At 69.6% G+C, this 19368-nt stretch carries 17 protein-coding genes; 7 read left to right on the top strand and 10 right to left on the bottom strand.

Going from position 1 to position 19368, the window contains the following annotated elements; genetic code table 11:
* Positions 1–65 precede the first annotated feature (65 nt).
* The 3 genes from INT51_RS16725 to INT51_RS22755 form a co-directional block, all read right to left on the bottom strand.
* Positions 66–1088, bottom strand: coding sequence for a permease prefix domain 1-containing protein (locus tag INT51_RS16725; protein ID WP_193106477.1), 1023 nt, complete (start codon positions 1086–1088; stop codon positions 66–68).
* On the bottom strand, positions 1085–1420 hold the full coding sequence (locus INT51_RS16720) for a PadR family transcriptional regulator (RefSeq protein ID WP_193106476.1): 336 nt from the start codon (positions 1418–1420) through the stop codon (positions 1085–1087). The genes INT51_RS16725 and INT51_RS16720 overlap by 4 nt, the downstream gene beginning before the upstream one ends.
* A 156-nt stretch (positions 1421–1576) precedes the next feature.
* On the bottom strand, positions 1577–3016 hold the full coding sequence (locus INT51_RS22755; protein WP_304502226.1) for a DUF418 domain-containing protein: 1440 nt from the start codon (positions 3014–3016) through the stop codon (positions 1577–1579).
* A gap of 328 nt (positions 3017–3344) precedes the next feature.
* Here INT51_RS22755 and nrdF point away from each other — a divergent pair, with 328 nt between their 5' ends.
* Positions 3345–4313 (top strand): class 1b ribonucleoside-diphosphate reductase subunit beta, encoded by a 969-nt coding sequence (gene nrdF, locus INT51_RS16710; protein WP_193106475.1) that lies wholly within the window; start codon positions 3345–3347, stop codon positions 4311–4313.
* 25 nt (positions 4314–4338) lie between these two features.
* Positions 4339–4950, top strand: a complete 612-nt coding sequence (locus INT51_RS16705) for a 4'-phosphopantetheinyl transferase superfamily protein (RefSeq protein WP_193106474.1) — start codon at positions 4339–4341, stop codon at positions 4948–4950.
* A 10-nt stretch (positions 4951–4960) separates the two neighbouring features.
* On the opposite strand, the gene INT51_RS16700 is transcribed toward INT51_RS16705, so the two are convergent.
* Together INT51_RS16700 and INT51_RS16695 are read right to left on the bottom strand one after the other, a co-directional pair.
* Complete coding sequence (locus INT51_RS16700; RefSeq protein ID WP_193106473.1) at positions 4961–6346, bottom strand: M1 family metallopeptidase; 1386 nt, start codon at positions 6344–6346, stop codon at positions 4961–4963.
* Entirely contained in the window at positions 6343–10212 is a 3870-nt protein-coding gene (locus INT51_RS16695; RefSeq protein WP_193106544.1) for a Pls/PosA family non-ribosomal peptide synthetase, read from the bottom strand. The genes INT51_RS16700 and INT51_RS16695 overlap by 4 nt, the downstream gene beginning before the upstream one ends.
* A gap of 294 nt (positions 10213–10506) precedes the next feature.
* Here INT51_RS16695 and INT51_RS16690 point away from each other — a divergent pair, with 294 nt between their 5' ends.
* Positions 10507–10803 (top strand): GlsB/YeaQ/YmgE family stress response membrane protein, encoded by a 297-nt coding sequence (locus INT51_RS16690; protein ID WP_193106472.1) that lies wholly within the window; start codon positions 10507–10509, stop codon positions 10801–10803.
* Positions 10804–10953: 150 nt separating this feature from the next.
* Here INT51_RS16690 and INT51_RS16685 read toward each other — a convergent pair whose 3' ends face one another.
* Positions 10954–11607, bottom strand: a complete 654-nt coding sequence (locus INT51_RS16685) for a YigZ family protein (protein WP_193106471.1) — start codon at positions 11605–11607, stop codon at positions 10954–10956.
* Between the two features lie 125 nt (positions 11608–11732).
* On the opposite strand from INT51_RS16685, the gene INT51_RS16680 reads away from it, so the two are divergent.
* On the top strand, positions 11733–12299 hold the full coding sequence (locus tag INT51_RS16680; protein ID WP_193106470.1) for a hypothetical protein: 567 nt from the start codon (positions 11733–11735) through the stop codon (positions 12297–12299).
* Complete coding sequence (locus tag INT51_RS16675) at positions 12296–12658, top strand: GRAM domain-containing protein (protein ID WP_193106469.1); 363 nt, start codon at positions 12296–12298, stop codon at positions 12656–12658. The genes INT51_RS16680 and INT51_RS16675 overlap by 4 nt, the downstream gene beginning before the upstream one ends.
* A gap of 106 nt (positions 12659–12764) precedes the next feature.
* On the opposite strand, the gene INT51_RS16670 is transcribed toward INT51_RS16675, so the two are convergent.
* From INT51_RS16670 to ectA, 3 genes are all read right to left on the bottom strand, one after another.
* Positions 12765–13157, bottom strand: a complete 393-nt coding sequence (locus INT51_RS16670; RefSeq protein ID WP_193106468.1) for an ectoine synthase — start codon at positions 13155–13157, stop codon at positions 12765–12767.
* 105 nt (positions 13158–13262) lie between these two features.
* Positions 13263–14534, bottom strand: coding sequence for a diaminobutyrate--2-oxoglutarate transaminase (gene ectB, locus INT51_RS16665; protein WP_193106467.1), 1272 nt, complete (start codon positions 14532–14534; stop codon positions 13263–13265).
* 90 nt (positions 14535–14624) lie between these two features.
* Positions 14625–15188, bottom strand: a complete 564-nt coding sequence (gene ectA / locus INT51_RS16660) for a diaminobutyrate acetyltransferase (protein WP_193106466.1) — start codon at positions 15186–15188, stop codon at positions 14625–14627.
* 330 nt (positions 15189–15518) lie between these two features.
* On the opposite strand from ectA, the gene INT51_RS16655 reads away from it, so the two are divergent.
* Positions 15519–17033 carry a sodium:alanine symporter family protein gene (locus INT51_RS16655; RefSeq protein ID WP_193106465.1) on the top strand — a complete coding sequence of 505 codons (1515 nt, stop codon included), beginning with the start codon at positions 15519–15521 and terminating at the stop codon, positions 17031–17033.
* Between the two features lie 94 nt (positions 17034–17127).
* Here INT51_RS16655 and INT51_RS16650 read toward each other — a convergent pair whose 3' ends face one another.
* Positions 17128–17958 carry a VOC family protein gene (locus INT51_RS16650; protein WP_193106464.1) on the bottom strand — a complete coding sequence of 277 codons (831 nt, stop codon included), beginning with the start codon at positions 17956–17958 and terminating at the stop codon, positions 17128–17130.
* A gap of 185 nt (positions 17959–18143) precedes the next feature.
* Between INT51_RS16650 and INT51_RS16645 the strand changes: the two genes are divergently transcribed.
* The gene (locus INT51_RS16645) at positions 18144–19223 is read left to right on the top strand and encodes an acyltransferase (protein WP_193106463.1); all 1080 of its coding nucleotides are present in this window, start codon (positions 18144–18146) and stop codon (positions 19221–19223) included.
* The last annotated feature ends 145 nt before the right edge of the window (positions 19224–19368 follow it).

Below are 19368 nucleotides of genomic sequence, written 5' to 3'. Positions count from 1 at the left end.
CGGAGATCCGGGTGCCCGCCCTCTTGTTCTGCGTCACTGCGGCACTGAGCAGGTGTCGTCGTCACTCAGGCACTGCTGCGACCGGTGGCCGTTCCCTCCGGATGGCGGCCGACGGCGACGTTCAGACTCCACAGGCCGGCGTAGAGCACTCCGGCCACGGGCCACAGCACCCAGCTGATCTCCCAGGCGCCCCAGATGAAGCTCCACGCCAGATAGATCGCCACGATGACCGGCCAGTACAGAGCCGCGATCGCGCGTATCGCCGGGGAGGTGCTCCAGTCGGGGGAGTCCTCGTCCTCGCTCTCCTTCAGGAGGTTGTCGGCGGCCTGATCGGACCATCCTTGGCGCAGCAGGACCCACAGTCCGAGTGCCACCATCATCAGGGTCAGGCTCACCCCGTACAGCGTGCCGGTCCCCTCGGGTTCGGCGGCCAGGCCGGCGAGGATCGTCGGAACCGCGGACAGGATCCACAGCATGATCGCGATCGCCACGGCTATCGCGACCGCGCGGCGGTTCTGGCGCTTCAGGTCCTTCGCGAAACGGCGCACCGGCGGGCTCAGATCGAAATCGCCCTCTTCGAGATCTGAGAAGTCGCCGAGTTTCGCGTCCCGCGCGACCAGGAGCATCACCGCGGCGCCGACCATGACCAGCAGCAGGACCAGGCCCGTGCCGGTGGCCCAGGGGGGCGGTTGGGGTGAGGCGCTTCCGGTGGCGGCGAACAGCAGCAGCAGTGGCACGGCGCTGAGCACGAACATCGGGACCGCCACGGCCGGCATCCATTGGGAGCGGCGGACCGCGGCGACGTACTCCTCGGCGCGCTCGGGGCTCACGTGCGAGGGCTCCTGCGCCTCGGCGAAGGAGGAGCCGCCCAGTTCGGTGCTGATGCCCAGCACCGGTGCGACCTCTTCGAGGCTGCCGAACTCGGCGATGACCTTGCCGATGGCCTGGGGCTCGGTGAAACCGTCGTCCAAGAGGCCCTGCTGCTTGTCCTCCATCATGGCGCCCAGCTCCGACCTGGCCTCGCGCATCCGTGCGGAGTCGGGGTAGGGGGCGAAAAGGGTGTCGAGGTAGGAGTCGATGACGTTCACGCTGTGTCCTGCCCTTCTGCGAAGTGGTCGACGAGTGCACGGGTGCTGCGCCACTCGGCGCGCTTCGCGTCGAGCTGGTCGTGACCGTCGGGGGTGATCTTGTAGTACGTGCGCGGCTTGCCCGAGGAGGAGACGTCCTCGTAGCTGTCCAGTAGTCGGTGGGACTGCAGGCGCTTCACGGCGGTGTAGAGGGTGGTCTGCTTGACGACGTACTCGCCGCGCGAGCGGTCCGTGATCGTCTTGGAGAGTTCGTAGGCGTACGACGGGCGGGTCTCGAGGATCGCCAGGAGGATCAGATCGATGTGCCCGCGGATCGCGTCAGCTCCAATCACGCAGAGTCCCCCTTCCGGAGCAGGAGTCGAGCTGAAGTAGTGCGCCCAACGTACTACGGCAGACGTAGTATCGCAACGCTCGTCCCGTGTCGTCCCGTGTCGTCCCGTGTCGTCTCGTCCCGGCGCCCGGCGCCGGTGCGCGCTCGGGTCGACGCGTCAGGCGCTGGGCCTCGTGTCCGAGGTGGGGGCGTCGGGCCGTGAACGGTCGTGCGCCCCGTAGGTCATCCGTCGCAGCAGCAGCTCGGCCGGCCCGCGCAGGTTCCGGGAGTCCATGAGTGCGGCGAGCGGCAGGGAGAGCAGCCAGACGCCGAAGGCGATGGCGACGGCTGTCGCCGTGCCCAGGTGTCCCCCGAGGCCGAGGCCCCATGCCGCCATCAGGGGAGCCAGCAGCAGCGACTGGAACAGGTAGAAGGTCAGCGATCGCTGCCCCACGGCGCTCAGCGCGCGCGGGACGGGGCCGAGCGTCCTCGTCGGTTCGGGCGCCTCGTGCGCGGCCGGCACACCGTAGGCGCGCGCGGCCGGTGCCGTCACCGCCTCGGCCGCCGCGGACTCCCGTCGGGCCAGCCGGCGGGCCGCACGGTCGAGCGCGGGCGCAGCGGGCGCGGGGGCGGCCGGGCGTCCCTCCAGGCGTGCGGCTAGCAGGCCGAAGGCCGCCGCGTAGCCGATGCCGCACACCGTGCCGGACAGCGCGGTGAGACCGGAGAACGCCCAGGCCACCTCGTCGGGCAGCGGGATGATCCCGGCGTACGTCAGGGCGTCGGGCATCCCGCCCAGCCACCCGAACGCGATCGCGCCGATCGCGACTCGGGTGAGCAGCCGGGTGTGCCGCCAGGGCTCGTCGAGCACGCGGTGCCGGGCGGCCAGCCACCCCAGCAGGATCGGTACCGGGGCGGCGACCAGCGCCATCGGCAGCAGCCCCACCAGCCAGAACCCGAGCCGGGCCAGGATGGTGACCAGGTACGGCTGGCCGTAGGCGAGGTTGCGCACGAAGCCCATCTCGACACTGCTCGATTCCATGGCGGCGGTGGCCTCCGGCGGTGCGAAGAACACCAGGGCCAGAGCGCTGACGATGGAGAAGAGAGCGAACAGCGCCATGATCCCGACCAGCACGGCGATCCATACGACCAGGGTGCGGGTGCGTCGGCCGAAGAAGATCCACACCAGCAGCAGCCCCCCGACTGCGTACGCACCGAGGATGTCGCCGTAGAACAGCAGGGCGGCGTGCAGCAGGCCCAGCAGCAGCATTGCCCAGTGGCGCCGGCGCATCATCCTCCGCACGATCTGCGCGGTCAGGCCCCTATCCACGCGGGAACGGTAGAACTGCACCATGCCGTAGCCGAACAGGAAGGCGAACAGCGGCATCGCCCGATGATCGACGGCGATCGTCATGAGGATTTGGACGACGGAATCGGCCGCTCCGGCGGGTGGGACGTGTGGGCTCATGCCCACCGAGCTCTCGTGCCCCCACAGGAACCACGACACATTGGCGATCGCGATCAGCGCGAGCATGAGCCCGCGGGCGATGTCCGGCGCGAGCGAGCGGCGCGCTGCGGGCGGGTCGGTGACGGTCGAGCGGGGGGCGGCCGAGCTGGTCACGACGGGACCTCTCCAAGGTGGGTTCCGTGGGCGGAGCCCACCGGTTCAGCAGCGGCTCTCGTGCCGCGCGATGCCCTGAACCTATCGATGCGCTGGGGTGATGTCCCACGACGAAAGTCGGAGGACTGTCATGGTTCGGCGCAGGTCCGCGGGGCCGGCCGCGTCGTCGTCCCGGGCCCGTCCGGCGCGCGGAGGCCCCGGGGTCTCGTCCCGTCGGGGGAGGTGTCCCTTCCCACCGCGCCGGGGGCGCTCCGGTGCCGCCGGTCGTGGGCCCCACTGCCTAGACTGGCTCCGACTGACCCCCCAATCTTTTGACAGTGAGGCTGCGGTGAACGACCACCTGAAGACGACGGTCCAGGCGATCAACTGGAACCGGATGCCGGATCCGAAGGACCAGGAGGTGTGGGACCGCCTGACCGGCAACTTCTGGCTTCCGGAGAAGGTTCCGCTGTCCAACGACATCCAGTCCTGGAACCGCCTGCCCGAGCAGGAGAAGACCCTGACGATGCGCGTGTTCACAGGGCTCACGCTCCTGGACACGGTGCAGGGCACGGTCGGAGCGGTCTCGCTGATCCCCGACTCGATCACCCCTCACGAGGAGGCGGTGTACACCAACATCGCGTTCATGGAGTCGGTGCACGCGAAGTCCTACTCGCAGATCTTCTCGACCCTGTCGGACACGAAGCAGATCGACGAGGCGTTCCGCTGGAGCGAGTTCAACGAGCCGCTGCAGAAGAAGGCCCAGATCGTCATGGGCTACTACGCGGGCGACGATCCCGAGAAGCGCAAGGTCGCCTCCACGCTGCTGGAGTCCTTCCTCTTCTATTCCGGCTTCTACCTGCCGATGCACTACTCCAGCCACGGCGAGCTGACGAACACCGCGGACATCATCCGCCTGATCATCCGCGACGAGGCCGTCCACGGGTACTACATCGGCTACAAGTTCCAGAAGGCCATGGAGAAGGCCTCCCCGGAACGCCGCGCGGAGCTCAAGGAGTACACGTTCTCGCTGCTCATGGAGCTGTACGAGAACGAGGAGGAGTACACCGAGGATCTCTACGACCCGGTCGGCTGGACCGAGGAGGTCAAGACCTTCCTGCGGTACAACGCCAACAAGGCGCTGATGAACCTCGGCTTCGAGGGCCTGTTCCCGCAGGATTCGGTCGAGGTGAACCCGGCGATCCTGGCCGCACTGTCCCCGAACGCGGACGAGAACCACGACTTCTTCTCCGGCTCGGGCTCCAGCTACGTCATGGGCAAGGCCGTCGAGACCGAGGACGACGACTGGGACTTCTGAGTCCGCCGGGAGGCATGCCGAGAGCATGACTTCCCGCAGCACGTCGGAGGGGCCGGGCGATCTCGCCCGGCCCCTCCGGTCTCTCCTGGACCCGATGGAGCCCTGGATCACCGATGCCGAGGCCGACGAGAGGACGTGGAGCGTGGTGTCACCGATCCAGCGTCACCGCGTCGGAGAGGACGCCGACGTGATCCTGCGCCGCCGTGTCGCGGAGCTGCTCGGGGCTCCGGCGGCCGAGGTCCGCGTGGGCAGGTCCTGCGGGCGCTGCGGCTCCGCCGCGCACGGCAGGCCCTGGGCGCGCGCGATCGGCCGACGGGATGAGGTCGGGGTGAGTCTCTCGCGCTGCGGGCCGCACCTGCTCACCGCCGTGAGCGGCACGGCGCGGATCGGTGTCGACATCGAATCGGTCGCGGCGGTCGCTGCCGGCTGGGACCCTGGCCTGGTGCTGCACCCCAGCGAGTCCGGCCACGCGAGCACCGCGCAGGAGCGCGCGGCGATGTGGTGCCGCAAGGAGGCGATCCTCAAGCTGCTCGGTGACGGGCTCGATACCCCGATGAGCTCGATCCGGGTCGCCGACTTCGAGGTCGTCGACGTGCCGGCGCCCCAGGGGTACTGCGCGGCGTACGCGCTGCAGTGAGCTCGGGTGCTCAGGAGCCGCGTGGGCACGCGGGCAGCGCGGTCGAGAACAGCCAGGCTCCGAACAGGTCATCGAGATCCTCACCGGCGAGGCCGGCAGCGTGCTCGACGAACATCTCGGTGGTGACGTTTGCGCCCTGGTGCTCTGCGACCCAGGTGCGCAGGATCTCGAAGAACGTCTCATCGCCCACCCGCACCCGCAGGGCGTGCGCGGTCAGGGCGCCGCGCTTGTAGAGGCGGTCATCGAACATGAGCTTCGCCCCGGGATCTGCCAGCAGCAGGTCCTGCGGGAGGCCGGCGAGCAATGCGTGGTGCTCGTCCACCTGGTCCTGGACGGTCGAGACGTCGGATTCCTCGGCCCACAGCCACTCGCTGTAGCAGGCGAAGCCCTCGTGCAGCCAGATGTCCTGCCACCGGCGCAGTGTCACCGCGTTGCCGAACCACTGGTGGGAGATCTCGTGGGCGACCAGGCGCACGGCGTCCCAGTCCGAGTCGACGAAGTTCAGGCCGAAGGTGGACAGGCCCTGGGACTCCAGCGGGATCTCGAGGTCGTCCTCGGTGATGACCGCGGTGTACGAGGAGAAGGGATAGTCGCCGAAGAGACGGCTGAAGAAGCTGATCATCTCCGGCTGCCGGCCGAAGGATGCCGCGAACTCCTCGACGTCCAGCTTGGGCGACGCGATGGTGCGTACCGGAACCGGGGCGCCCAGCTGCTCGAGCACCTCGTAGCGCCCGATCTGAACGGTCGCGAGATAGGTGGGCATCGGCGCGGTCTGCTCGTAGGTCCAGGTCACCAGGGCGCCGCTGCGTCGAGTGCCGACGAGCTCCCCGGCCACGGCGACGTAGTAGTCCGGCGGCGCGGCGACGGCGAGGGAGTAGCTCGCCTTGTTGTCGGGGCGGTCGTTGCACGGGAACCAGGACGGGGCGCCGTGCGGCTGTGCGGCGACGATGACCCCGTCGGTCAGCTCTTCCCAGCCAGCGGCGCCGTGCACTCGCGAGGGCACCTGGCGGGGTTTGCCGGCGTACTTCACCCGGATCTCGAACTCGTCGCCGGCGCGCACCGGATACCGGATCACGATCCGGTCCTTGTGCTGCGTGACCTTCTGGGGGCGACCACCGACGAACACCTTCTGGGCCCGCAACGTGTGCAGGTCCAGACGGAGGACGTCTGTCTCCCTGAGTGCACGGCAGCGCAGGGTGGCGTCGCCGTCGAGGCGGTTGGAATCGATCTTGTAGAGGAGGCTCAGGTCGTAGTGGAGCACCTCGTAGGACGGGTCGCCGTGACCCGGCACGTAGGGATCACTCCCAGCACTCCCGTCGCCTGCCGGGGGCGCGGTGCTGCCGCTGGTGCTCCCGGCCTTCGCGGAATTCGCGGAGGGTGTCGTCGTGCTGCTCATTCGTCGTCCTCCCACGGGCCGATCGGGTTTCCTGTCCACCGTGTTCCCGAGGGAACACTCTCACCTCGCATGACCAACGAGACCGGTCCGACCGTCGCGTGGCGATCGATGCGCGCGGCCGGAAGGATGACGCTACCGGGTCCCAAGGTCGCGCCCGCACCGAGCTCGACGGTATCCATGCTGAGCACGCGGTCGTGGAAGAGGTGGGTCTGGACCACACAGCCACGATTGACGGTCGATCCGGCGCCGAGCTCGACCAGGTCCGTCTCGGGAAGCCAGTACGACTCGCACCACACGCCTGGCCCGATCTTGGCGCCGAGCAGTCGCAGCCAGGCGTTCAGTGCGACGGTGCCGGAGGTGACCTGGGCGAACCAGGGGGCGGCGAGGACCTCGGTGAAGGTGTCGGCCAGCTCGCTGCGCCACACGAAGGACGTCCACAGGGCGTGCTCGCCGGCTGTGTGGCGCCCGATGATCGTCCACTTCGCGGCCACCGTGATGAGTGCGGCGACGAGGCTGGCTGCCATCAGCACCGGCCCGCCGAGGACCAGGGCGAGCACGACCCCGAGATCCGTGAGGGTGAGCAGCCAGAGCAGGGTCGCGCCGACCGCGACCTGCAGCGCCGCGGACAGCAGCAGGGGGAGGATGCGGCAGGTCTCGACCAGGCCGCGGTACACGTGGAGTCGCATCGGCGGATCGTAGGTGCGGCCCTCGTCCTGGTCGTCCTGGGTGCGCCGCAGCTTGCGCGGCGGGCTGCCCAGCCAGGAGGTGCCGGCCTTCGCAGCGGTGCGGCGCGGGGCAGCGGAGAGCACGGCGACCAGGGACTGCTTGGGGACCTTGCGGCCAGGGGCGAGCATCCCGGAGTTGCCCACGAAGGCGCGCTTGCCCACCTTGACCCGTTCCACGCGTATCCAGCCGCCGCCGAGCTCGTAGGAGCCGACCAGGGTGTCATCGGCGAGGAAGGCGTGGTCGTTCACGTGGACCAGGCTCGGGATCAGGAGCACCGTGGAGGCCTCCACGCCCTTGCCGATCCGGGCTCCGAGCAGGCGCAGCCAGGTCGGGGTGAGGGCGCCGGAGTAGATCGGGAACAGCCAGGTGCGGGACTCGTCGAGCAGCCGCAGCGTGCCCCAGATGCAGACTCCTCCGGCGGAGCGCACCGGGCGGTGGCCCGGGCGGATGCCGAGAGCGAAGAGTCGGGTGAGGGCGAGCACCATCAGCATCAGGGCCCCGAACGCGGCCAGGGCCGCCAGCGGCAGCCACACCAGCGCGGCCAGGAGCGCCGCCGCCAGAGTGGCCGTGCCCGCCACGGCCGGCAGGAGCACCGCGGCACCGACCAGCAGGGAGACGCCAGGCAGCGACGCGATCAGCACGGCGACCAGGCCGTAGACGAGCAGCCAGAGCCGTCCCTTCGGCGGAGCCTCGGTCGACCAGGGTCCGCGGGCGGCGGCCTGGTGCTCGGCGGGGGAGCCGGACCAGAACTCGTCGTCCGGGACCTCGCCGAGCACGGAGGAGCCGGGGGCCACTTCGGCCCGCCGCCCGATCAGGGCGCCGGGGCCCAGGGTGCTGCGGGCGCCGATCCGGGCCCGCTTGCCGATCCGCACGCGGCCGAGGCGGAGGCGGTCGCCGTCGATCCAGTATCCGGCCAGGTCCACCTCCGGCTCGATCGAGGCCTCTGCACCGATCGTGAGCATGCCGGTGACCGGCGGGAGGGAGTGCAGGTCGACGTCGCGGCCGATCCGTGCCCCCAGCAGCCGCGCGTAGTAGGGGAACCACGGGGCTCCGGCGAGGCCCGCGGCCCCGAGCTCCTCCTGGATCTTCTCGGCCAGCCAGAGCCGCAGGTGCACCCTTCCGCCGCGGGGGTGGCTGCCGGGTTCCACTCCGCGCAGGAGCAGCCGGGCCAGGCCTGCAGCCAGAGTCATCCGTCCGGGCGGGAGCAGGAAGACCGCGCCCATGAGGAGCAGCAGCCACAGGGGGAACGGCGTGAGCCACGGCAGCTCGGTGAGCGCGGCGCCGATCGTCGAGGCGATCATCAACCAGCTGAGCCAGCGCATCGCGGCCAGCGCGCGCAGGGGAACCAGGGCGAGCAGTTGGACCAGCTGGGTGCGAGTGCGCAGCGGCTGGATCGTGCGGTCGCTGCGGGTCGTGGCGACGCCCAGCTGGTCGAGGTGCGCGGCGAGACCCGCGATGCGCGGGTGGCTGTAGACGTCGCCGACGGTGACGTCCGGGTGCTTCTCGCGGAGACGGCTGACCACCTGCGCGGCGCTCAGGGAGCCGCCGCCGAGGTCGAAGAAGTCGTCGGCCGCAGAGGTGACGTCGGCGCCCAGCACCTCGGCCCAGATCTCCGCGATCCAGGCACTCGTGCCGGCCAGCGCGGTGGATGTCTCGCGGCGGGTGGGCAGCGGCCAGGGCAGGGCATCCCGATCGATCTTGCCGGAGGTGCGGGTGGGCAGCTCGTCGAGGACGGCCAGGCGGGGCACCAGGGCGGCGGGCATCCGTTCGCGCAGCAGAGCAGAGGCGGCGCCGGAGTCATATCCCTCGTCGACGGTCAGGTAGCCCACCAGCAGCTTGTTGCCGGACTTGGTGGTGCGGACGGCGGCGGCGGCGGAGACCACACCGGGCAGGCGGAGCATCTGGTCGTCGATCTCGCCGAGCTCGATGCGACGCCCCCCGAGCTTGATCTGGTCGTCGGCGCGACCTGCGAACAGGAGCCCCGCCGGGTCATTGCGCACGATGTCGCCGGAGCGGTAGGCGCGGTCCCAGCCCAGGGACGGCATGGGGGCGTACTTCTCGGCGTCCTTGGCGGGGTCGAGGTAGCGGGCCAGGCCGATGCCGCCGATGATCAGCTCCCCGGATTCGCCGGCGGCGACAGGGTTCCCCTCGGCGTCGACGACCGCGAGGTCCCAGCCGTCCAGGGGGAGACCGATCCGCACCGGGTCCGTGCCGTCCAGCTGCGCCCCGCAGGCGACGACGGTGGCCTCGGTGGGACCGTAGGTGTTCCAGACCTCGCGGCCGGTGGCCTGGAGCCGCTGGGCGAGCTCGGGCGGGCAGGCCTCGCCGCCCATGATCAGCAGTCGCACCTCGGTCAGGGCCTGGTTGGGCCACAGGGCCACGAGGGTGGGCACGGTGGAGACGATGGTGATGCGGTTGGCGGTCAGCCACGGGCCGACGTCGACCCCGGAGCGGACCAGGGAGCGGGGCGCCGGAACCAGGCACGCACCGTACGCCCAGGCCAGCCACATCTCCTCGCAGCTGGCATCGAAGGCGACGGAGAGGCCGGCCATCACACGGTCGCCGGGACCGATCGGCTGCTCCTGCAGGAACATCCGGGACTCGGCCTCGACGAAGGCGGCGGCGCCCCGGTGGCTGACCGCGACGCCCTTGGGCTTCCCGGTGGAGCCGGAGGTGAAGATGACCCAGGCATCGTCGCCGGGCTCCACCTCCCGGTGCGTACCGGGGACGGCCGCGCGGGACGCCGGCGTGGGGGTGATGACCAGGCCGTTGCCGACGAGGGCCACCGCCGCGGACTCCTCGACGACGACACGTGCGCGCTCGTCGGGATCGTCGGCGTCGACGGGGACGTACGCGCCGCCGGCCAGGAGGATGCCGATGATCGCGACATAGAGATCGGTGGTGCCGGACTTGATGCGCACGCCGACCTTGTCACCCGGGCCCACGCCGAGCTCGGCGAGCCGAGCGGCGAGCTCCGTGGCCGCCTCGTCCAGCTCGGAGTAGGTCAGCGGTTCGAGACCGTTGTCGACCGCGAGGGCGTCCCCGAACTCGGAGGCGGTGCTTCGGAAGATCTCGACGAGGGTGCTCGGGGCGGGAGCCCGGTCACCAGCGAGGAGTTCGGGGAGGAGGGCGTGCGGCATGACGGTCACCAGGGGATTGTCGTACACCGAGGTGACGGGAAGGTGTCCAGGCGTCACATGGCGACGTGATGTCGTCCACGCCACCACGATTCGGGGTCCGTCCTCTGCCCGCGCGGCGCTCCCACCGGAAGCATGCCCCACGCGCGGCTCGTCACGATTACCTCACGGTGGCAAACCAGCCGGTCGTCCGCGTGACCTGCAGTGACGCGTGCATCCACGGATATGGGGGCGTCAGAGCGCACAATAGCGTTGCAACACCCTTTCTCTTCCCCCACATAGATAGGAATTCCGATCATGGGACTTCTCTGGCTCATCATTTCTTGGATCATCATCGGCGGCATCATCGGCCTCCTCGCACGGGCCGTCATGCCCGGTAAGCAGGGCATGGGCCTCGGTCTGACCATTGTTCTCGGTGTCATCGGCGCGATCGTCGGTGGATTCATCGGCGGCCTCTTCGGCGGCGACGGCATCGGCGGCATCATGGACAACCCGTGGAGCATCGGCACCATTCTGCTCGCCGTGATCGGCGCCATCATCGTCATGGCCATCTACGGCCTGGTGACGAAGAACAAGGGCAAGACCCGCGCCTGACCTCAGGTCATCGCGTCTCGGCCGCTCGTCGGCTGATCTATGGCGGCGCCGTTCCGGATACTCCGGGGCGGCGCCGTCGTCGTGTCTGCATCGTGCTGTGTCTGCGGGTCAGAGCCCGTGCCTGCACAGGCCTGCGCGGACCTGCACAGCTCAGCGCGGCACGTCGGCCGTACGGCGGCCGACGTCCCGCACAGTGACCCGGCCCGAGGACCAGCGGGCGGTATCGGCCGACAGCGCCTCCAGATCCTCCGGGGGAACCAGGACGGTCAGGGTCGCCCCTCGTGAGGAGTACCGCGTGGGCTCCACCTGCGCGGCCTGCGCCGCAGCCCAGATCCGCACCGCGTTCTCGGCGAGGCCGGCCTCCGCGAGCGGCACCTCGAGCTCCGCGATCACCAGCTGGGTGCGGCGCAGCAGCGTCGCGGCGCCGATCGCCTGCTCGACGCCTGCGGTGTACGCGCGCACCAGACCGCCGGCCCCGAGCTTGATACCTCCGAAGTAGCGGATCACGATCGCGAGGGTGTCCACCAGCTCGGCGTGCAGCAGCGACTGCAGCATCGGCATCCCGGCAGTTCCGGCCGGTTCCCCGTCGTCGTTCGAGCGGTTCATCTCGGCGCTGTGCGCGGTCTCGCCGATCACCAGCGCGGTGCAGTGGTGGCGGGCATCGGGGTGATCACGACGCGCGGCCCGGATCAGCACCTCGGCCTCCTCGACCGCGGTGACCCGGTGCAGACGGGTGAGGAAGCGGGAGCGCTTCTCGACCAACTCCGTCCTGACATCGGCGGTGAGGACGAGAGGATCGGGCATGGGGACGAGTCTAGGGCGGCCGGCTCGGTTCGGTGCCGGGTGGGAATCGCACCGCGGGAGCTATTCTGGAACGGTCGCAGCCCTATCCCAGGAGGCCCCCCGTGACCGTCCCGCACTCTGCTCCCATGCCACCCCAGGGCCCCCAGCACGCGCCCGGCACAGCGCCCGGCCCGAAGAAGTTCGGCAAGGTTCCCCACATCCTCCTCATCGTCGGCGGCATCATTCTGCTGATCAGCGTGATCGCCGGCATCGTGCTCGCCGCGATCGGCATCACCAGCACCGTCGGGGGCGTCAACGACATCGAGGTCTTCGACAGCGGCTCGGGCTCGATCACCGCTGAGGAGGGTGACGTGCTGCAGTTCTATGTCGAGGAAGGCACGCAGGTGCCCACCTGCGACATCACCGCGCCGTCGCAGGAAGCCATCGGTGAGGGCACGGCGCAGACCAGCTCGACCTCCCTCGACGGGAAGAACTGGGAGTCCTTCGACTCGATCACCGCGAACGAGGCCGGCGAGTACACCGTGGACTGTGCGGGCACCCCGGTCGCGGTCGGCCCGCCCGTCTCCATCGGCGGCATCTTCGGAGCCGTCGGCGGGATCCTGCTCGGCCTGGGCGGCGGCTTCCTCGGGTTCGTGCTCCTCGCGACCGGCGTGATCCTGCTGATCGTGCGCAAGCGCTCGGCACGATCGTGACCGATCCTGCGCAGGTCCCCGTCGATCTCGAACCGGGGGAGCGCCCGCTGAAGGCAGGCTCGGCGAACATGCAGCGCGGCGCGGAGACGGTGGGCGGGACGCTCTACCTGACCAGCTTGCGCCTGGTGCACGCCCCGCACGCGCTGAACCTGCAGTCGACGATGTTCCAGATCCCGGTGGGCGCGATCACCGAGGTGACGCCCGCATGGACGAAGCTGCTCGGGAAGCTCCCGGTGATCCCGAACTCGATCGAGGCGACGGTGGGCGACGGGACGGTGCACAGCTTCGTGGTCACCGGTCGCAGGGCCTGGATCGCCGCGATCGATCGGGCGCGCGGCGGGGCAGTCGCCGTCGGCTGAGGCACCCGCGTATGACTGAAGGGCCCACCAGGAGCGTTGCTCCCGGTGGGCCCTTCGGCCTGCGCCGCCCGGCACCGTCTGGTGCGGCGGGGTCAGCGCACGAGGCTTAGGCGTCCTCGGTCACCAGCGGGTACACGCCGTTCTCGTCGTGCACCTCGCGGCCGGTCACCGGCGGGTTGAACACGCACACGCACTTGATCTCCGTGCGCGGACGCACGATGTGCTTGTCGTGGTCGTTGAGCAGGTAGATGGTGCCGGGGGCCAGCTGATGCTTCTCACCGGTGGCCAGGTCCTCGATCTCACCCTCGCCCTGGGTGATGAACACTGCCTCGATGTGGTTGGCGTACCAGAACATGCTCTCGGTCCCGGCGTACAGCGTGGTCTCGTGCACTGAGAAGCCGACGCCCTCCTTGGCCAGGATGATGCGCTTGCTGCGCCAGGTCTCCGACTTGATGTCTGCGTCGGTGTCTTCGATCTCCGCGAGGGTGCGAACGAGCATGGGTGAGGGGTCCTCTCCGTGGATGTGCAGGGTCGTGCTCCCGAGCGAGCGCTCAGGGACGTCGGCCCGCTCCGGGTGGGGCGGGCCGACGGGGAGTGGGGTCGCTCAGGCGGACAGCGCTTCGGCGACGGCCTGATCGATGATGTCCAGTCCGCCTCGGAGCTGGTCATCGGGGATGGTGAGCGCGGGCAGCAGCTTGACGACCTCGTCGGACGGGCCGGAGGTCTCCACCAGCAGGCCCTCCTCGAAGGCGCGCGCGGTGACCTGGCCGGCGAGCTCGCCGGTGGGCATCTGGAGTCCCCGGGCGAGGCCGCGGCCCTTGACGATCAGCTCGTGCTCGTCGGCGTGGCGGGCGGCGATCTGGTTGAAGCGGCTCTCGACGTAGGCGCCCTTGGCGATGGTCGACTTCTCGAGCTCGTCGTCGCTCCAGAACAGCTCGAAGGCCTTGGTCGCGGTCGCGAAGGCGGGGCCGAAGCCACGGAAGGTGCCGTTGTGCTCGCCGGGCTCCCAGATGTCGAGCTCCGGCTTGAGCAGGGTCAGCGCCATCGGCAGGCCGTAGCCGCTGATGGACTTCGACAGCGTGACCATGTCGGGCTTGATGCCGGCCTCTTCGAAGCTGAAGAACCCGCCGGTGCGGCCGCAGCCCATCTGGATGTCATCGATGATCAGCAGGATCTCGTGCTTGGTGCACAGATCGGAGAGTCCGCGCAGCCACTCGGCGCGGGCCGCGTTGATGCCGCCTTCGCCCTGGACGGTCTCGACGATCACGGCGGCGGGCTTGTTCAGTCCGCTGCCGCCGTCGGTGAGCAGACGCTCGAGGTACATGAAGTCCGGGACGACCTGGCCGAAGTAGTCGTCGAACGGCATCGGGGTGGCGTGGACCAGCGGGATGCCGGCGCCGCCGCGCTTGAGGGAGTTGCCCGTGACGGACAGGGCGCCCAGGGTCATGCCGTGGAAGGCGTTCGTGAAGTTCACGATCGATTCGCGGCCGGTGACCTTGCGGGCCAGTTTGAGGGCCGCCTCGACGGCGTTGGTGCCGCCCGGGCCGGGGAAGGCGACCTTGTAGTCCAGCCCACGGGGCTCGAGGATCGTCGAGTTGAAGGTCTCCAGGAACTTGTGGCGCACGTCGGTGAACATGTCCAGGCCGTGCACCACGCGGTCCTCGAGGAAGTGGTCGATGACGACCTTCTTCAGCTCGGGGTGGTTGTGGCCGTAGTTCAGGGTGCCGGCGCCGGCGAAGAAGTCGGTGTACTCGCGGCCGTCCTCGGCGGTCAGGGTGGAACCCTTCGCGTGGGTGAAGGTGGTGGGCCAGCTGCGGGAGTAGCTGCGGACCTCGGACTCGAGCTCGGTGGTGGAGGTGGGGACGATCGCGGTCATGTTCTCTCCCTGAGGGTGGAGTGCGGGTGGTCTGGGGTGTCGGGGCGCACGGAAGCGCCCGTGTCGACGGGTGCAGCGGTGGGTCGCCGGTCAGCTGCCGGGGCGGAGGCCTGAGATCACGTGGAGCAGTTCCGCACCGTGCCCGGGATCCGGGAAGTCGCCCTCTTCGAAGAGCTGCTCGATCCGGTGGGCTGCGCCATGGCGCTCGGCGAAGGAGGAGAACAGACGCTGCGACGCCATGTTGTCCTCGGTGATGGTGGTCTCCAGGGTGCCGATGGTCGGCAGGTCGTCCAGCAGTGCGTCCAGCATCCGTGCCGCGACCTTGTGGCCGCGCATGGACTCGTCGACGGCGATCTGCCAGACGAAGAGGCACTCGGGGTCGGAGGGGCGCTGGTAGCCGAGGACGAAGCCGACGACTTCGCCGTCCTGGAGGGCGAGGCGGGAGGTTCCCGCAAAATCGCGAGCCATCAGCAGGTAGGCGTAGGAGGTGTTGAGGTCCAGCGTTCCGCTGTCGCGGGCCACGCGCCACATATCAGCGCCCTGGCGGTGGACAGGGATGGTGATCTCGAGGTCGGAGCCGGAGCTCTCGGTGGTGGATCGAGTCGTACGTCGAGTCGAAGGATGGTTTTCGGAACTCTTAGTCAGCTGGCCCATAACGGTCCCCAACGGTATCGAGATCAGCGACGGATGTGGACCCGGGGGGTCGGTTCGAGGGGGGTGCCTCGGAGTGTCGTGACCCAAACGTGACCGCGAGGGCCCCGACAGTCGGATTGTCGGACAACCTCGGGCCATGTGTGCTGGCCTGCGGTGATGTGGCTCGTGGCAGGGGGTTTCGGGGTGGGAATCATGAAGCCGTGTGGGGTGCGTCACGCTACCGCCGAGAACCACGCTTCCTCGTGCGCGCGAGGGTCAAAGGAACCGACCCGCATCTCGAGGTGGGCGCTTCGCCTGCCGGATCCGTGTCCACTCGGTACCGTCGGGGCCATGAACCCCCTCGAATCACTCAACGAATTTCTTGGAAACGCGGAGGGCTGGCTATGGACCTGGGCAGGGATGCCCGTGGTCATCGTGCTCGGTCTGTACTTCACGATCCGCTCCAAGGGCGTCCAGTTCCGGATGATCCCGGCGATGTTCGGCGCGATCACCCAGAAGGCCCAGCGTGAGCACGTCGGTGAGGGCGGGGCGCGCACCGAGCGCACCAAGTCCCTCAGCGCCTTCCAAGCGTTCTCCATCTCCGCGGCAGCGCGTGTGGGCACCGGGAACATCTCCGGCGTGGCCGGGGCGATCTTCCTCGGCGGTCCGGGCGCGGTGCTGTGGATGTGGGTGATGTGCCTGCTCACCGGGGCAGCCAGCTTCATCGAGTCCACCCTCGCGCAGCTGTGGAAGACCCGTGCGGACGACACCTACAAGGGCGGCCCCGCGTTCTACATCGCGCGCGGGCTGGGCAGCCGGAAGTTCGGCCTGTTCTTCGCGATCCTGTTCATCTTCTGCTTCGCGTTCGCCTTCACCTCGCTGCAGGCCAACACCATCGTCGATGCCTTCTCCGGGGCCGTCGCGGTGTACACCGACCCCGAGGCGCTGTCGTGGCTGCCCATCGTGCTCGGCGTGCTGCTCGCGGTTCTCACCGGCGTGATCGTGTTCGGCGGGATGCGCCGCGTGGCCACCGTGGCCCAGAACATGGTGCCGATCATGGCCGCGATCTACCTGCTCGTCGGCATCGTCATCGTCGGCATGAACCTCGGTGAGGTGCCCCGCGTGATCACCCAGATCGTCACCGAGGCCTTCAGCCCGCAGGCAGCCATCGGCGGCGGCTTCGGCGCGGCACTGGTCAACGGCGTCCAGCGCGGCATGCTCTCCAACGAGGCCGGCATGGGTTCGGTCCCCAACGTCGCCGCCACCGCGTCGGTCAGCCACCCGGTCAAGCAGGGCCTGGTGCAGACCTTCGGCGTCTACTTCGACACGCTCCTGATCTGCTCGATCACCGCGTTCATCGTGCTGGTCGCCTTCCCGGACGTCTCCGTCGGCGGCGAGGGCCTGATGATGGTGCAGCAGTCGCTGACCGACAACCTCGGCGGCTGGGCCGCGATCCTGCTCGCAGTGATCATGTTCCTGCTCGCCTTCACCTCGGTGCTGGGGAACTTCTCCTACGGAGAGGCCAACATGCACTTCATCACCGCCAAGCGCGGATGGCACATCGCCTTCGGTGCCGCCGTCGTCGCCCTGGTGCTCATCGGCTCCGTGATCGCCGTGGACCTCGCCTGGACGATCGCCGGGGTGAGCATGGTGTTCATCGCCCTGGTCAACCTGGTGGTGATCGCCCTGCTCGCGCCCACCGCGTTCAAGCTGCTGCGTCACTACAACGACCAGCGTGCCCAGGGGCTGGATCCGATCTTCGTCTCCTCCGACCTGCCGGAGATCAAGAACGTCGAGGTCTGGGTGGGCGAGGACGTCAGCGACTACCAGGACCAGCGCCGCGAGGACGCCGAGGCGAACAGCTGAGCGTGCGCGCGGCCCCACGGCGCGCGCCGTGAGGTGACTCGACGCCGGGGAGGCGGGGCACCAGCCCGGCCTCGCCGGCGTCCTTCGTGGCGGGTTACGCCAGGAACTGGCTGATCGTGAAGAGCGCCCCGCGCGGGTCGCGGATCGTCGCCTCGCGGCTCCACTCGACGTCGAGTCGGTCCACCACGGTCCCCCCGAGCCGCTCCACGTCCACTCCGGCGGCGTCGCGATCGGCGACGGTGAAGCTGACGCGCCAGTGCGGGGACTCGTCGTCGCCGGCCGCCCCCAGCCAGGCGACGGCATCGGCGAAGGTGCCGTCGTCTCCGATGGCGGCCTGGCGGGCGTAGATCTCCGGATCGATGGTGTCGCGCAGATGGTCCCCGTAGCCCGGCAGCCGGACCAGGGTGGCGAAGCCGGCGTCCTGCAGCTGCCACCCGAAGACTCCGGTGTAGAAGTCCGTGACGACGGAGGGGTCCCTCGCGCGGAGGCCGCTGAAGTTCCACGCGCCGGGCGCGTTCGCGACCTGGGCGCCGTGATGCTCACCGGCCTGCCAGAGCCCGAAGGTGACGCCGGCCGGGTCCTCCGCGAGGGTGGAGCGCCCGGCGGATCCGCACTCGGTTGGGCCCTGCAGGATCCGCCCGCCCGCCGCCTGGATGTGGGCGGCGGTCACCTCGGCATCCTCGACGGCGATGTACGTGGTCCAGCCCGGGCCGGTCTGCGCGGTGCGCGCCGGCGCACTGATCCCGGCGACGTCCTGTCCGTCGAGCTGCCCGACCAGATAGCGTGAGCCGGCACCTGGCGCCGTCGCCTCGGTGAAGGTCCAGCCGAACAGCTCGCCGTAGAACGCGGTCGCGGAGTCGAGGTCATCGGTCTCGACGTCCACCCAGGAGGGGACGCCCTGCGGGTACGTGCGTGGCTCGGTCATGTCTCTCCTCGGTCGACGTGCCGTGGTGACGCGGATCCGTGTCATCGCGCACGGTAGTCCCGCGCGAGAGCCGGCGCAGGTGAATACTCGGACGGGGCACGACGACCGGCGCCAGGCGGGGTTCGCGACGCGCTGACCGCGCAGGGTGCGCAGAGCGCACGGCTAGCCCGACTACCCTCAATCGGATGATTTCCTCAGAGACCGTGGCCCCGAGCGGGCGGCAGCACTGGATGGACCTGCTGCGGGGCACGGCGATCATGTTGGTGATCGGTCACCACCTCCGCCTGGTCCAGCAGATCTGGGACGGTTCCACACCCCACGAGATGGTGGTGCTGTCCGAGGCGACGGCGCCGTTCCGGATGCCGGTGCTGCTGTTCGCCTCCGGTCTGCTGCTGGCCCGGTCGCTCGAGAAGCCCACCGCGCGCTATCTCTCCGGCAAAGCCCGCAGCCTTCTGTGGCCCTGGCTGATCTGGTCAGCGGTGATGCTCCCGATCATGGGGTGGGCGTTCGGCGCCGACCCGCTGTGGTGGCTCAACGGCATCTACACCTGGTTCTTGGTGGCGCTGTTCCTGTACTACGTCGTCGGCCTGGTGACGCGGTATATCCCGCCCGGCTGGCTCGCCCTGGCCAGCATCGCCGGGTGGACAGCGCTGCCGCTGCTGGGCGTTGAGCTCGATGTGTCCGGGAACCGGCCGGACAAGTTCCTCTACTACGCCGTGTTCTTCTTCGCGGGAGCGGCGCTGCGGCGCGTCCTCGCCGCGCGCACCGTGCCGATCGCGATCCTGGTCCCCGCTCTCCTGGTCGCCGCAGCCTGGGCGGGCTACGCCGCGCGGATCGACCTCGAGCCCGCGATCCCGGTGATCTCACAGCTCGCCGTACTGCTCGGCGTCATCGCCGCGATCGGGGTCGCGCAGCGGCTCCCGCGGGTCCGGCCGGTACGTGCGCTCGAGTGGATCGGGCGCAATTCGATCGTGCCGTACCTGGTGCACCTGCCGGTCATCGAGATCCTCGGCCGACATATCGATCTCGCCGCGGGACGTGCGACCTTCGCGCTGTACTTCCTGGTCACTCTCGGGATCTGCGTGCTCGCCGTACTGGCGCGCCCCGCGACGGGATTCCTCTACGCCCTGCCCGGCCGTGCGCTCTCGCGGGCCCGCGATCAGGCAACCGACCCGAAGGGGGACTCCGAGGCCGAGACGCTCGTGCCCGGCGCCGACCTCGAGCCAGCCGCGGCGCAGGGCGTCGAGCCCGTGCTCCGCGGCTGAGATCGGGATCCGTGGTGCCGCGCAGATTCCAGGACCGCCGCAGCGGGCCGAGGCTCACAGTCGCGGAGTCGATCTGCCCCTCTGATCGCCGCTAGGTGTTGCGGGTCATGACGTTGTAGTCACGGAGCGGGGATGAAGGAACGGG

It is taken from the genome of Brachybacterium sp. FME24, assembly GCF_014897705.1.
GTDB lineage: Bacteria > Actinomycetota > Actinomycetes > Actinomycetales > Dermabacteraceae > Brachybacterium.
This window is presented reverse-complemented; position numbering and strand designations above follow the sequence as displayed.

Excerpts from the sequence above, each read along its gene's own strand:
- INT51_RS16705 (WP_193106474.1), top strand. The coding sequence starts at position 4,339 with ATGACTTCCCGCAGCACGTCGGAGGGGCCGGGCGATCTCGCCCGGCCC.
- INT51_RS16700 (WP_193106473.1), bottom strand. The coding sequence starts at position 6,346 with ATGAGCAGCACGACGACACCCTCCGCGAATTCCGCGAAGGCCGGGAGC.
- INT51_RS16695 (WP_193106544.1), bottom strand. The coding sequence starts at position 10,212 with ATGCCGCACGCCCTCCTCCCCGAACTCCTCGCTGGTGACCGGGCTCCC.
- INT51_RS16690 (WP_193106472.1), top strand. The coding sequence starts at position 10,507 with ATGGGACTTCTCTGGCTCATCATTTCTTGGATCATCATCGGCGGCATC.
- INT51_RS16685 (WP_193106471.1), bottom strand. The coding sequence starts at position 11,607 with ATGCCCGATCCTCTCGTCCTCACCGCCGATGTCAGGACGGAGTTGGTC.
- INT51_RS16680 (WP_193106470.1), top strand. The coding sequence starts at position 11,733 with ATGCCACCCCAGGGCCCCCAGCACGCGCCCGGCACAGCGCCCGGCCCG.
- INT51_RS16670 (WP_193106468.1), bottom strand. The coding sequence starts at position 13,157 with ATGCTCGTTCGCACCCTCGCGGAGATCGAAGACACCGACGCAGACATC.
- ectB (WP_193106467.1), bottom strand. The coding sequence starts at position 14,534 with ATGACCGCGATCGTCCCCACCTCCACCACCGAGCTCGAGTCCGAGGTC.
- ectA (WP_193106466.1), bottom strand. The coding sequence starts at position 15,188 with ATGGGCCAGCTGACTAAGAGTTCCGAAAACCATCCTTCGACTCGACGT.
- INT51_RS16655 (WP_193106465.1), top strand. The coding sequence starts at position 15,519 with ATGAACCCCCTCGAATCACTCAACGAATTTCTTGGAAACGCGGAGGGC.
- INT51_RS16650 (WP_193106464.1), bottom strand. The coding sequence starts at position 17,958 with ATGACCGAGCCACGCACGTACCCGCAGGGCGTCCCCTCCTGGGTGGAC.
- INT51_RS16645 (WP_193106463.1), top strand. The coding sequence starts at position 18,144 with ATGATTTCCTCAGAGACCGTGGCCCCGAGCGGGCGGCAGCACTGGATG.